The 12,911-nt window shown below is 61.2% G+C and carries 7 protein-coding genes and 1 riboswitch; of the genes, 2 read left to right on the top strand and 5 right to left on the bottom strand.

All coding sequences use genetic code 11. The features are described from left to right. Nucleotides 1-138: 138 nt before the first annotated feature. From JQM68_RS00105 to JQM68_RS00125, 5 genes are all read right to left on the bottom strand, one after another. The gene (locus JQM68_RS00105) at nt 139-1,356 is read right to left on the bottom strand and encodes an FprA family A-type flavoprotein (protein WP_235220877.1); all 1,218 of its coding nucleotides are present in this window, start codon (nt 1,354-1,356) and stop codon (nt 139-141) included. Between the two features lie 36 nt (nt 1,357-1,392). Next, entirely contained in the window at nt 1,393-3,300 is a 1,908-nt protein-coding gene (locus JQM68_RS00110) for an acyl-CoA dehydrogenase family protein (protein WP_235220878.1), read from the bottom strand. 71 nt (nt 3,301-3,371) lie between these two features. Beyond that, nucleotides 3,372-4,868, bottom strand: coding sequence for an RRXRR domain-containing protein (locus JQM68_RS00115; protein WP_235220879.1), 1,497 nt, complete (start codon nt 4,866-4,868; stop codon nt 3,372-3,374). A gap of 353 nt (nt 4,869-5,221) precedes the next feature. After that, nucleotides 5,222-10,009 carry a cytidyltransferase-related domain protein gene (locus tag JQM68_RS00120; RefSeq protein ID WP_235220880.1) on the bottom strand — a complete coding sequence of 1,596 codons (4,788 nt, stop codon included), beginning with the start codon at nt 10,007-10,009 and terminating at the stop codon, nt 5,222-5,224. 118 nt (nt 10,010-10,127) lie between these two features. Further along, nucleotides 10,128-11,006: a rhomboid family intramembrane serine protease gene (locus JQM68_RS00125; RefSeq protein ID WP_235220881.1), complete on the bottom strand. Its 879-nt coding sequence runs from the start codon at nt 11,004-11,006 to the stop codon at nt 10,128-10,130. A gap of 171 nt (nt 11,007-11,177) precedes the next feature. Then, a riboswitch (SAM riboswitch) is annotated at nt 11,178-11,271 on the top strand. Between the two features lie 88 nt (nt 11,272-11,359). Between JQM68_RS00125 and metK the strand changes: the two genes are divergently transcribed. Beyond that, a complete protein-coding gene (gene metK / locus JQM68_RS00130; RefSeq protein WP_235220882.1) occupies nt 11,360-12,550 on the top strand; it encodes a methionine adenosyltransferase in 1,191 nt (396 codons plus the stop codon). Nucleotides 12,551-12,648: 98 nt separating this feature from the next. After that, a complete protein-coding gene (locus tag JQM68_RS00135; protein WP_235220883.1) occupies nt 12,649-12,831 on the top strand; it encodes a hypothetical protein in 183 nt (60 codons plus the stop codon). Nucleotides 12,832-12,911: the final 80 nt, after the last annotated feature.

Below are 12,911 nucleotides of genomic sequence, written 5' to 3' on the forward strand. Positions count from 1 at the left end.
GTTTTATGCAATATCACAACAATATGTTATGCTTCTGTATATATCATACAACTTTTTCGGGATAAGTCAACAAAAATCCCTGCATCAAAAAAAGGAGGATGGAACGAAACATTCCATCCTCCCGGAGAAAAATGTAATTTATTTCAGTACGGAAGCGGCGATAGCGTCGGCCAGAGCGTCCATATCGGACAGATTCTGCTCCTGGAGAGAAGAGGCCATGGTCACGCCGTCGTCCAGGATGTCCATGTGCTTCAGCTTCTCCAGCTCCGCCCGCATGAGGGCTCCGGAGCGGGGGGCCCAGGAGCCATTCTCCACCAGGGCCACGGTGCGGTTCTGGAGGTTCAGGGCCTTCATGTCCGCCAGGAAATTGTGCATGGGCGGGAAGATGCCCAGGTTGTAGGTGACGGAGGCCAGCACCAGGTGGCTGTACTTGAACAGGTCGGAGATCAGGTAGCTGACGTGAGTGCTGGATACGTCGTACAGCCGGGTGTTAGTGACGCCCCGGTCCGCCAGCTTGGAGGCCAGCACCTCGGCGGCGGTCTCCGTGTTGCCGTACATGGAGGCGTAGACGATCATAACGCCCTTTTCCTCCGGCTCGTAGGTGGCCCAGTGGACGTACTTGTCGATGATGTAGCTCAGGTCCTTCCGCCACACGGGACCGTGGAGGGGGCAGATGTACTTGATGTTGTCCAGGCCGACAATACCCGCGGCTTTGTTCAGCAGGGCCTGCACCTGGGGACCGTACTTGCCAACGATGTTGGTGTAGTAGCGGCGGGCGTCGTCCAGCCACTCGCCGTCGAAGTCGAACTCATCGGCGAACAGCTTGCCGTCCAGGGCCCGGAAGGAGCCGAAGGCGTCGGCGGAGAAGAGAACGCCGTTGGTGGTGTCGAAGGACACCATGGCCTCAGGCCAGTGGACCATGGGCGCGGCGACGAAGGCGATGGTGTGCTTGCCGAAGCACTTGGTGTCGCCCTCCCGGACCTCCTCCACCTGGTCGGCACTGATGGGGAAGCCGAACTGGTGCAGCAGGATGACGGCCTTGGGGGAGGTGACGATCTTCACCTTGGGCCAGCGGAGCAAAATTTCCTCGATGGAGGCAGCGTGGTCCGGCTCCACATGGTTGATGACCAGATAGTCCAGAGGACGGCCAGCCAGTACTGCCTGGATGTTCTCGATGAACTGCCGGCCCACGGCCCAGTCCGCCGTGTCAAACAGGACGGTCTTCTCGTCCAGCAGCACGTAGGCGTTGTAGCTGACGCCGTGGTACAGGGGATGGATATTCTCAAACAGGGCCAGGCGGTGGTCGTTGGCGCCTACCCAGAACAGGTCGTCGGTGACTTTACGGAAATTATACATACAACAAATACCTCCTTTATGTATCCAGGCAGCGCATTAAACTTCGATTTCGATGAACTGATCCACGGGCTCGCCGCAGTGGGGGCAGACCCAGCCTTCCGGCAGGTCCTTGAAGGCAGTGCCGGGCTTGACGTCGTTCTCGGGGTCGCCCACCAGCACGTCGTACTCATGGCCGCAGCCGTTGCAGATGTAAATTTTCCGGGGCGGCGTGGTCTTCTTGGGCACGGCCCGCTTCATCTTCTTCATGGGAGGCGCGGGCAGCTTTTCGCCGGTGTCCAGGGCCTTTGCCAGCAGGGGCAGAATTTCCATGACGTCGCCCACGATGCCGTAGTCGCAGTTCTTGAAGATGCGGGCGCCGGGATCAATGTTGATGGCGACGATGGTGGAGGCGTCCTTGATGCCCTTGAGGTGCTGTCCGGCACCGGAGATGCCGCAGGCGATGTACAGGTTGCCCTTGAACTTCTGGCCGGACATGCCGACGTAGCGATTCAGCGGCACATACTGCAGCGTCTCGGCCACGGGGCGGCTGGAGCCGATGGCGGCGCCGGCGGCCTTGGCCAGGTCCTCGATGAGCTTCATGTTCTTCTTTTCGCCGATGCCCTTGCCGGCGCTGACCACCCGCTCCGCCTGGGCGATGGGGGTGTCCATGGGGATGCCCACGGTGAAGTCGTAGCCGTCCTTCTTCAGGGCCGCCACCAGGGTGTCCACCTTCTCCTGGGCGGTGCCGTCCTTCAGGATCATCTTCTTGCGCTCGCCGGTCTCAGCGCCCCGCTTCTGGGCGGGCGCGGATTCGGCCTTGCCCGCCTTGCCCAGGATGTGGGAGGCGATGACGACCCGCTGAATTTCGTTGGTGCCCTCGTAGATGGTGGTGATCTTGGCGTCGCGGTAGAACCGCTCCACCTCCATGCCCTTCAGGTAGCCGCTGCCGCCGAAGATCTGGAGGGCGTCGTTGGTGACCTCCAGGGCGATGTCGGAGGCGTACATCTTCGCCATGGCGGACTCCATGCCGTAGGGGACATGGGCCTGCTTCAGCTCGGCGGCGGAGTACACCAGCATACGGGCGCAGCGGAGCTTGGTGGCCATGTCGGCAATTTTGAACGCGATGGACTGCTGCTGGCAGATGGGCCGTCCGAACTGGACGCGCTCCTTGGAGTATTCCACAGCCGCCTCAAAGGCGCCCTGGGCGATGCCCAGCGCCTGGGCCGCGATGCCGATACGGCCGCCGTCCAGGGTGCTCATGGCGATCTTGAAGCCCTGGCCCTCCTTGCCCAGCAGGTTCTCCTTGGGAATTTTGACGTTGTTGAAGTTCAGCTGGCAGGTGGCGGAGGAGCGGATGCCCATTTTGTCGTAGTGGGGCTCAAAGGTGAAGCCCTCCCAGCCCTTTTCCACGATGAAGGCGGAGATGCCACGGGTGCCGATGTCCGGCGTGGTGACGGCAAAGACCACATAGGTGTCCGCCTCGCCGCCGTTGGTGATGAAAATTTTCTCGCCGTTGAGCAGCCAGTGGTCGCCCTTGTCCTCGGCGGTGGTCTCGGTGCCGCCGGCGTCGGAGCCGGCGTTGGGCTCTGTCAGGCCGAAGGCGCCCACCTTTTTGCCGGAGCACAGGTCGGGCAGGTATTTCATCTTCTGCTCCTCGGTGCCGAAGGCGTAGATGGGATAAGTACCCAGAGACGTGTGAGCGGAGAGGATGACGCCGGTGCCGCCGTCCACCCGGCTCAGCTCCTCCACGGCAATGGCGTAGCTGAGAGCGTCCAGTCCGGCGCCGCCGTACTTGGTCTCATAGGGGATGCCCATAAGGCCCAGCTCGCCCATTTTCGTGACGGCCTCTCTGGGGAAACGGTTTTCCTGGTCCAGCATGAACGCGATGGGCTTGACTTCCGCCTCCGCGAAGGCGCGGACCTTTTGCCGCAGGGCTTCATGTGCTTCCGTGGTCTGATAGAACATAAAATACCTTCCTCCTTTTTAATATCGGTTATTTGCGAAAATAGGTGGTAATCTATTCGAAGATAGGTGGCCTATCCTATTTTCGCAAATATCAGCCCCTGATTTTTTTGTAATAATATACATTTTTTTGCAAGATGTTTTTCTCCTTGCGTGCTGACAAAGTAGTCAACACGGCCGTTGTGCTTCCCGTCAGAACGCAGCAGCGTGAAGGTATGCCTGCTGTTGTCTGTAAGCAGACTTCCTGGCATAACTCTGGCGAGGTCTTTGTACTGAGGAAGTTGGCTTTTTACCGTCAGTATGGATACATCGGCTTCAGAGTGGGTGTTCCTGTACTCCTCCAAGCTGTCTGATTTTTGCTCCATCGCCTTATGGCGGTTGGTTGCAACCATCTTGCCGTCGGTATCGTAATACTTCCGGGCGATGTTGGACTTATGACACGCCTGACGGTCATGCCGCCGGAACTGCATCATCAGATGCGGTGCCCCCATAGGTTGTTCCACTTTGGATGTATCCTTCAACACGGAACAGGCAATACAGTATGCGTCCAGATGGTGGTTCTTGGCAATGCCATGGTCCTCCCGGAAGCCTGCGGTATCCTTCCCCGTAGTCACGAAGAAGTGCCCGGGGAACAGCTTCGCAAGTTCATCGGTAAGCTGCGGGATAATCTGGTTCAGTACGCTGAGAGCATGGTACTTTTTATTCATACCAGCTTTCTTTGCGGCGAGCTTTTTCCCCCACGCTTCCTCTGTATGAACGAGGAAATGATGTTCTTTGCAGAGACCAGCTCGGTTTTCAAGGGTCTCACTGCCGTTCCTGTGCCTCGGATTTACGTGGTGGTAGTGGTCGATTGCTTTCTCGCAGAAGATGCAGTGACCGTCCTGCATATCGAAGACAGCTTCTTCAACGTTTCCCTTTCCATAGAGAGGACCACGCTGATACTGCCATCTTTGAATATGCGGATTGTCTAACTGCATGAACGCAAAGCGGTTGACCTCCAACACGACGTCCGTGATGGGAAGGACCTTCTGCATCTTCTTCACCATATTGATGTGCGTCAGCAGCAGGTGGTTCGCCGTGGGTGTGAGCCATCCTGCTGGGCGCACCCGGTTATTGAACCGGGCTTCCTTGTTGCGGATGCCCTTACAGTGAATAGGTTCCTCGCACCCCGGGAGGACTCTTTCAATGGCCTCCTTGGGTGACGTAGTCCCTGCGGCCTTTGCCCGACGCTGGCGCTTGTTCCGGCGCTTCAGGCGGCGATGCGTCATCCTGAATTGCTTACGCTCCTTCATAAGCTTCGGGACATCCTTATTCCGGGTGACAAGTTGTGCGATGAACACGATCTCGCCCTCCTCGGTAACGGTGGACGCTCCGATGTTCGTTCTGCCGGGGTCGATACCCAGAATCAGAGGTTGTGTTTGCTCCTCTGTTTCGTAGGTCAGTTGGATGGTAAACGGACAACGCTCTACGACCCGTGCCTTCTTCTCCTTTAGGAGAATGCGCACATGGCCACAGCGGGTCGTAGGCATCAGGGGTTTACCACTCCTTGATAACACATATACTGTGGCCAATGTGCGTTCCTCCTTTTGTAAGACTCCCTCCGTCTCCAGAGGGGTAATTGTTTCCCTTGGCTTTTCTGGCAGATATTCTTCTACCAACTGGCATTTGCTTTGCATAACATGGAACTGGGAAAATCCCATGGTACATCCATTTATTCATGCAGACAGAATAAATTTACAAATGTCTCGGCCTGTGATATTTGCAACGCTAAGTGGGCGACCATCTATTTTCGCAAATACCCTCAATATCATCCATCATCAGTAACCCTATCAGCATAGGGATACAGTTGGTTTCTGTTCATATTATACAAAAAAGCGGAGACAAAAAAAGTAGTATATGCAACATTTACTGTATTTCTCCACGATTATTCCAGCAGATCCCGCATCCGCAGGAGCATCTTCAGGTCGTCCTCCAGGCACGCCGACGCCGACATGCTGGCGTCGTAGCGCAGAGCCGCGCCCTTGTCCGGCGCCAGAGGCAGGATGACGGCCTCGCTGAGCCGGGAGAGGGTCAGGTTCCGGGCGTACCGCTCCCGGTAGGCGTTTTCCAGGGCCAGCAGGATGTCCCGGCTATTCTCAATGCAGGTGCGGGAGAATTGGAACACCGCCTCCCGGCCGCACTCCTTGTAGAACCGGGGGAAGGCGTAGGGCAGGATGAGGTTCACCGCGGGAGCCAGACCGGGGACGGAGGACACCGCCCCGCCCACCGTGTCGCCGCCGATGAAGGGATACATGGTGGACTCCACGTACCAGGCGCGCAGGTTGGGAACGAAGTACACGCTGTCCACCTCCCGGTCCTTGGCGGCCATCAGGTCCCGGCCCCGGCCGGACAGCAGGCCCACCAGCACCCGGTCGATGTCCAGCCCCTCCTGCCGGAACAGGGGGTCCAGCACGTTCAGGCGGTTGCCGGAGTGGAGCAGGTCGTCCACCAGCACCACCGGCCGCCGGAAGGAGCGGATGGTGCGGATCTGGCTCTCCAGCGGCGCGTAGCCGGGATAGGCGGCGATGGTGAAGGACCGCAGGTCCGGGGCGAACACCTTGTCGGTGTGGATGGTCTTGGTCACGGTGTTGGGCACGGCGTTGCCCCGCAAAATCTTGCCAAAGGGCACGCACATCTTGGGCCCCAGCACCCGGGGGCTGGTGGGCTCGGCGGGGACGCCGTTGAGGGCCGTCAGCTTCCGCACCAGCCGGTGGTAGATGACCTCCGCGTTGAGGGAGAGCACCAGCGTGCCCGGATACAGTCCGCAGATGGCCTGCTGGAGCCGGAAGTGGGCCTCCCGGACGGCGGCGAGCACCTGCCGGTCGGAGGAGAAGGGCTCTTTCAGCGTGGTGGTGATGTTCTGCAGCAGCACGGCGGGGGAGCGCATATCCACCAGCAGCAGGGGGTGGGGCGCGCTGCCGTCCACGGATACAAAGCCCTGCCGCGCCAGCAGGTCCAGGGTCTCAGACGGCGTGTCGCCGCCCCACCAGACGGCGTAGCCGCAGTCCTCCGCCATGGCCCGGGACAACGCTTCCGTCAGCAGAAGCTGGCCCACGTCGTAGTTGCCGCCGGGTGACCGGACGGTATACAGCCCCGTCAGCAGCCGGATGCGGCCCGCCGTCCGCTCCCGGATGGCGTTTGCCGGTTCCTCACTGCCGAAGGCCTCGTACAGCCCGCCGGAGTTGATGGTCCGCAGGGTCAGAAAGCCCAGCACCCGGGAGGAGGTGCCTACGTGCCGCAGGATACAGACCTCATCCCTAGGGTCCGGCTTCGGCGGACAGCTGTCCCCCACGGCCTCCCGCAGCGTTTCCCACAGCGCCCGGTCCGGATGCGCCACGGTTTCAAAGTCCAGCTGGCTGGCCCGGATCAAATGCTTGTATTGCGGCTCCCGCAGGTACAGGCTGTTGCGGAAGATGAAATCCTGCACCGTGGGGTCGATGAGGTTGGAGATGTCCCGCCCCAGGTCGATGTTTTCCCGGATGCGGGTGGAACTGATGTCCTCCAGATGGGTAGGGAGCTGCAATTCGATGACTTTTCCCTGGATGGCGCCCAGGTCCGCGTCGATCTCCCGGCCCTCGGCGTCGCTGGAGCGGCGGAAGACGATGTGGTTCAGGCTGTGGACGGAGCCGGGGGAGGGCGGCGCCTTGTAGGACGAGGCGTTTGCCACCACGTCGGAGCCAACCGCCAGGTACAGCTCCCGCCCCTTGAATACCTCCCGCAGCCGGTCCAGGTCGGCGGGGGTCGCCAGATTTACGGGAATGTCGTGGGGGAAGAGGTAGACGTCGAACTCGTCGGCCACGGACATGCTGACGATCTGCCGCCGGATCAGGGAGGGCTGGGCCTTCTTGGACCAGGAGAACTCGTCAATGGCCAGATACACCTCGAAGCCCAGGTCCCGGATGGCCAGCACGATGCCTTTGTGGGAGAGGGAGAAGGGGTCAAAGGTGCCGGGGAAAAATGCCGCCTTCTGGGGCACCCGGAACCGGAAGGGGCCGCTCTCGATGCGGTGCTTGACGATGAATCGGTAGATGTGGGAGAGGGCGGCGGCGGTGTAGAAGAAGGTCAGCTCCTCCTCGGGCTGTTCGCCGATGAGGAACAGGAGCTTCTTGGCGATCAGGGTGAACAGGTCGGTTTTTTCTTCGTAGCTCAAAATTTGGGAGCCGAACAGCCGCTCGCCAAGGACGTGGAGCGCCTCCTGGCGCACGCTTTCGTGGCAGGACGCCAGTCCTTTCAGCAGCAGGCCCGCCATCCGGTCCCGCCGGGCCGTCAGGGATTCCGGGGACTCCGGGAACCGCCCGCCGTACTCGCCGTAGTGCTCCAGCATGGCCCCCACGGTGGACAGGGCCGCCGCCACCACGCCGGTGTTGGCGGAGGACAGCAGCGTCATCATCTGGTCCAGCACCTCGTCCAGCTCACGGGGGGACAACCACAGGGAGAACCGGCCCAGGTATTCCGGTATGTACTGGGAAATTTCCGCCTGCCCCGTCTCTAGGGCCTTGGACAGCTCCACGGCGATCTCATTCCGACGGTCCGGGGTCAGCTGGGGGGCGATGGACAGCAGGGCCGCGCCCGCCATCCGCCGCACCACCACGTTTTCGCTGACCTTGATGAGGTTGGAGAAGTGGGTGGCGATGTGGAGGAGGCTGCCCACCTCCTTTGCCTGGTTCAGCAGGTATTCTACGCCCACGGCCTTCAGCACCCAGGGGGTGGCGGTCTTCAGATTGTCCAGGAACACGCCGCTGACGGCCTCCTCCCGGTCCAGCCGGGCCCAGAGGCCGGATACATCCAGCCCCAGCTTCTGCCCCAGCTGTGCTCGGAGGAACAGCAGCGGTGTGGAGTTTCCGCAATCGGCGGTGTCCACGGCCTCCCGGACTGCCGCCGCCTCCTCATTGCCCAAAGCGGGCAGCAGGTGGCGCAGCAGCCGCAGGGCGGCGGCCTTTTGGGGCTCTCCGCCCCGGCACAGCCACCAGACGGCGAACCTCACCAGCACATGCCGGTCCTGGTCCGTCATCCGGGCGGTGGAGATGTTCAGCACGGTATCCAGCAATGCGAAGGCCGCGTCGTCGTCCACGTCTCCCGGCTCCTGGTAGTGGCGGAACAGCAGCTCCGCGAACCGGGCCGCGTCGTGGTCGGAGCAGTTTTCCAGCAGAGCGTCCGCCACGGTCTTGGCCTGGTAGCGGATCATGCTGGTCTGCCGGGCGGTGAGCCGGTGGTCCGGGTGGATGAGCCGTTCCAGGTACTCCGCCCACAGCTCGAAGGGCCGCTCCTCCTGGGGGCTGGGGGCGGTCCCGGCGGGCAGCTCCTTCTTGTAGCCGGAGGTAAAGCCTGCCAGAATGCGCCCAATGAGGGCCGCCGCCTGGCGGCGGATGTCGCCGTCGGGCAGGAGCAATAGCTCGTACAAAAATTCCAGGGCCTGCTCCTTCTGTCCGGCGCTCCAGTAGGTGAAATACTCCTCAAAAATGGACACATAGGCCCGGATGCGGGCAGGCTCTTTCTCACCCCGGGCGGCCTCCAGGATGCCCACGAACAGCCGCTCATGGCCCAGACGATGCATCAGGCGGATGTTGTGGTCCACGGCGGTGTACCGCAGGCCGTATACCACCTCGTCCGGCCCCGCCAGAGCCGGGGAGGGCCGCTGGACCGGTGCTTTCCGGGGCTCTTTCAGGGTGGTGTCCACCCCAAAATAGGTCAGGTATTCCTCAAAGTCCCGCAGCTTGGAATAGACATACTGATACCGCAGACGCTTGGCCGCGTCCACGTTGTCCAGCTTGTTCAGAATCACGTCGAAGGCCTCTGCCAGGGAGTAGATGCGGGCGATCTCCCGCCCGTCCTCCCCCCGGGACTGCTTCACCCGGAAGTCGGCGTATACCAGCACCAGGGACTCCGAGGACAGGTTTTCGATTTCCAGGTCCCAGACGGAGTGGTTGGCGGCAATGCGGCCGATGGCTGTCAGGCCCCGCCAGGAGAACCACTGGTCCGTGTAGAAATAGTGGAGGTAGGGGACCCGCTCTCCCGGCTTGCAGCCGAACTTGCCGATGTCGTGGCCCGCGGCGGCGCCGGACATCAGCCCCAGGTCGATGAGCCCGCCGCCGGACTTGAAGGCACGGGCTACGGTCATGGAGACATGGTGGACGCCGGCGATGTGCTCCAGGGTGCGGAAAGGCGTCACTTCCCGGCCCAGCCGCAGCAGCTCGTAGACGTATTCCTCCCGCCAGCGGTGCAGGAACTGGCGGTACTCCTCCGCCACGCCGCTGTCTGCCAGCTCCTCCTCCGTGCAGAAGGCAAAGTCCAGCCACGGGTCAAAGGGCAGCGTTTCCCGCTCTATGTCAAACAGCTCCCGGAGGAACTGCAGGAAGCACAGCGCGCCGTCCTGCTGGGGGGCGGTGTGGGTCCGGTCCTCCTGGGGATACAGCAGGGAGGAGGCCGCCTGGTAAGTGTAGGTCAGCCAGCCTTCGTCCGGCTCCGGCGCCAAGGCGTCCAGCAGCGGCCGGAAGGCCTCCAGCGCCTGGGCGCAGGAGAGGCGTTCCTCCGCCGGCAGCAGGGGAGCGAGCAATCGGTTCCAATCCGCCGTCCCGAACAAACGGGCCGCGTCGCTCCGGGTCATCCGCAGCTTGCGCAGGAAAGCGTCCTCCTCAAAAGCGCGATTCATGCGGGGATACAGCATATTTTCCATGAAGCGCTCCTCCGTTCTTTGTGTGTTCTATCCGATATTATACAGCGTATGATGAAAATATGGAAGCGATTTGCACAAAAAACACGGCCGTCGTGAGACGGCCGTGAAACAAGGCGGTTTACTGTGTGAAATGCTCGTGGTTGAAGATGTGGTCCTGGCAGAAGCAATGGTATCCGGCGCAGCGGGAGCAGTACCGGAACTCCAGGTCGGGGTAGTCCGTGTCGGTCCGGCCGCACACCTCGCACTTGTGGCGGTAGCCCCGCTCCGCCTCCTTTTTCTTCTGCTGGCGGACGGCGGACTTGAACTGGATGGTCTGGTGGCTGGTCTGGTGCCTGGCCCGGCCCCGGCGGTAGCTGATCTCGTCGGTGATGGCGGTCCAGAAGAACACGAAGAAGTTCAGCAGGGCCACCACGGGGGTCAGGGCGCCCAGGATGTCCAGCCGCAGCAGGCTCCCCAGCACGCCCAAGGCGAAGAACACGCCGTCGGCGATGGCCAGCCATTTCACCTTGACCGGGATGATGAACATGATGAGGAACCGGGTCTCCGGGTACAGCACGGCAAAGGCGAAGAACAGGGACAGGTTGACGTAGTCCGCGCCGGTCATGTAGGCGTTCCCGTTGACCAGGCCGAAAATGACGCCGGTGAGGATGGTCAGCACCACGCCGGAGAGGTAATAGAGGTTGAACTTCGCCGTGCCCCACTCCCGTTCCAGGGCACTGCCGATCATGTAGTAGAAATACAGGAACAGCACCAGCCAGAGGATGCTGTCCTTGGTGACGTAGCCCGGCATGAAGATGAAGGTCACCAGCCGCCACAGCTCGCCGCTTTTGATGGCGGCCCAGTCGAAGGCCAGGAAGCTGACGGCGCCGTACCCGGCGAACACGGTCAGCAGGTACACCAGGGCGTTGCAGCCCACGATCCACAGCATGAGGTTGGGGATGCCGAACCGGGGATGCTGTCTAGCGAAGCGGTCCACCGCGGCGTTCAGTTTTTTCAAAGGTGATCCCTCCAAAAGCATGATAACAGTTGCATTATACCCGTACTTTCCCAAAAAGTCATGTATAATTTTTGAACGTTGGCAGAATCCGGCAGTTTTCCAGCAAAAAGCGGGAAATGCATATTGACAATCCCTGAAAATCTGGTATGATGAAACAGTTAATTCAATACCCCCTTATCAAGAGTGGCGGAGGGACCGGCCCGATGAACCCACGGCAACCTGTTGTGACAAGGTGCCAATTCCGGCGGAAAGCGACAGATGAGGAGCAAGGAAAGCTGATTTTCCGCGCGTTTCGCTGTCGAAACGCGCGGTTTTTTCGTCTGCGCTCTTGGAGGGGAGATAAGGAGACTATTATGGCAAGACACTATTTGTTTACTTCCGAATCCGTGACCGAAGGCCATCCCGACAAGATCTGCGACCAGATCTCCGACGCCGTGCTGGATGCCATCCTGGAGCAGGACCCCCAGGGCCGCGTGGCCTGCGAGACCACGGCCTGCACCGGTCTCATCCACGTCATGGGTGAGATCACCACCACCTGCTACGTGGATATTGCCCATATTGCCCGGGAGGTCGTCCGGGAAATCGGCTATGACCGGGGCAAGTACGGCTTCGACTGCGACACCTGCGCTGTCATCACCTCCATCGACGAGCAGTCCCCGGATATTGCCATGGGCGTGAACAAGTCCCTGGAGGATAAGTCCGGTTCCGAGGCCCAGCTGGGCGAGGGCGCCGGCGACCAGGGCATGATGTTCGGCTACGCCTGCGACGAGACGCCGGAACTGATGCCCCTGCCCCTGTCCCTGGCCCAGAAGCTGTGCAAGCAGATGACCCTGGTCCGCAAGACCGGCCTGCTGCCCTACATGCGGCCCGACGGCAAGAGCCAGGTCACCGTGGAGTATGACGAGAATAACCGCCCCGTCCGGGTGGATACCGTGGTCATCTCCACCCAGCACAACCCCGACGTCACCCTGGATCAGATCCGTCAGGACATGATCGATCAGGTGGCCAAGGTGGTCATCCCCGCCGACATGCTGGACGAGAATACCAAATATTATGTCAACCCCACCGGCCGCTTCGTCAAGGGCGGCCCCGCGGCGGACGCGGGACTGACCGGCCGGAAGATCATCGTGGATACTTACGGCGGCAGCGCCCCTCACGGCGGCGGCTGCTTCTCCGGCAAGGACCCGACCAAGGTGGACCGCAGCGCGGCCTACGCTGCCCGCTGGGTGGCCAAGAACATCGTGGCTGCCGGCCTTGCCCGCCGCTGCCAGATCGAGCTGGCTTACGCCATCGGCGTGGCCCAGCCCGTCAGCATCCTGGTGGATACCTTCGGCACCGGCACCGTCAGCGACGACAAGCTGGAAGCCGCCGTCCGCAAGGTGTTCGACCTGCGTCCCGCCGCCATTATCCGGGACCTGGACCTGCGCAAGCCCATTTACCGCCAGCTGGCCGCTTACGGACACATGGGCCGGGAGGACCTGGGCGTGGCCTGGGAAAAGACCGACCGGGTGGAGGCTCTGAAGGCCGCCGTCGCCGCGCTGTAAACAAACTTTTGAGTGGCCGCCCGTTCGGGCGGCCATTTTTTATCAAGATCCGCATAAAACCGCCCTGTTTCGCCCAAACTGACACCGGGGTGATGCGTATGCGGCATGTGCGGTATGTCAGAAGCCGCCGAAAGGACAAAACGCCAGTTCTGCGTCTGGAGCCGGAAAAGCGGCTGTGCCCGCTGTTTGACCCGGTGACCATCGCGGAGTTTCCCGTGGCGGAGCCGGGGGAGATGGGCTACCGGGTACTGGACAACTTCCGCGAGGAGCATATCGAATGACCCGCGGCCCGCCTGAAAAGGCGGGCCGATCTTCTTGCCCTGAAACGCCAAACGTGGTACACTATCCAAAAAGATTCTGC

This window comes from Oscillibacter valericigenes, from assembly GCF_021531435.1.
Classification (GTDB): Bacteria; Bacillota; Clostridia; order Oscillospirales; family Oscillospiraceae; genus Oscillibacter; species Oscillibacter valericigenes_B.

Bases quoted from the DNA above. Each gene is read 5' to 3' on its own strand.
- JQM68_RS00110 (WP_235220878.1), bottom strand. From the start codon at position 3,300: ATGTTCTATCAGACCACGGAAGCACATGAAGCCCTGCGGCAAAAGGTC.
- JQM68_RS00135 (WP_235220883.1), top strand. From the start codon at position 12,649: ATGCGGCATGTGCGGTATGTCAGAAGCCGCCGAAAGGACAAAACGCCA.
- JQM68_RS00105 (WP_235220877.1), bottom strand. From the start codon at position 1,356: ATGTATAATTTCCGTAAAGTCACCGACGACCTGTTCTGGGTAGGCGCC.
- JQM68_RS00120 (WP_235220880.1), bottom strand. From the start codon at position 10,009: ATGGAAAATATGCTGTATCCCCGCATGAATCGCGCTTTTGAGGAGGAC.
- metK (WP_235220882.1), top strand. From the start codon at position 11,360: ATGGCAAGACACTATTTGTTTACTTCCGAATCCGTGACCGAAGGCCAT.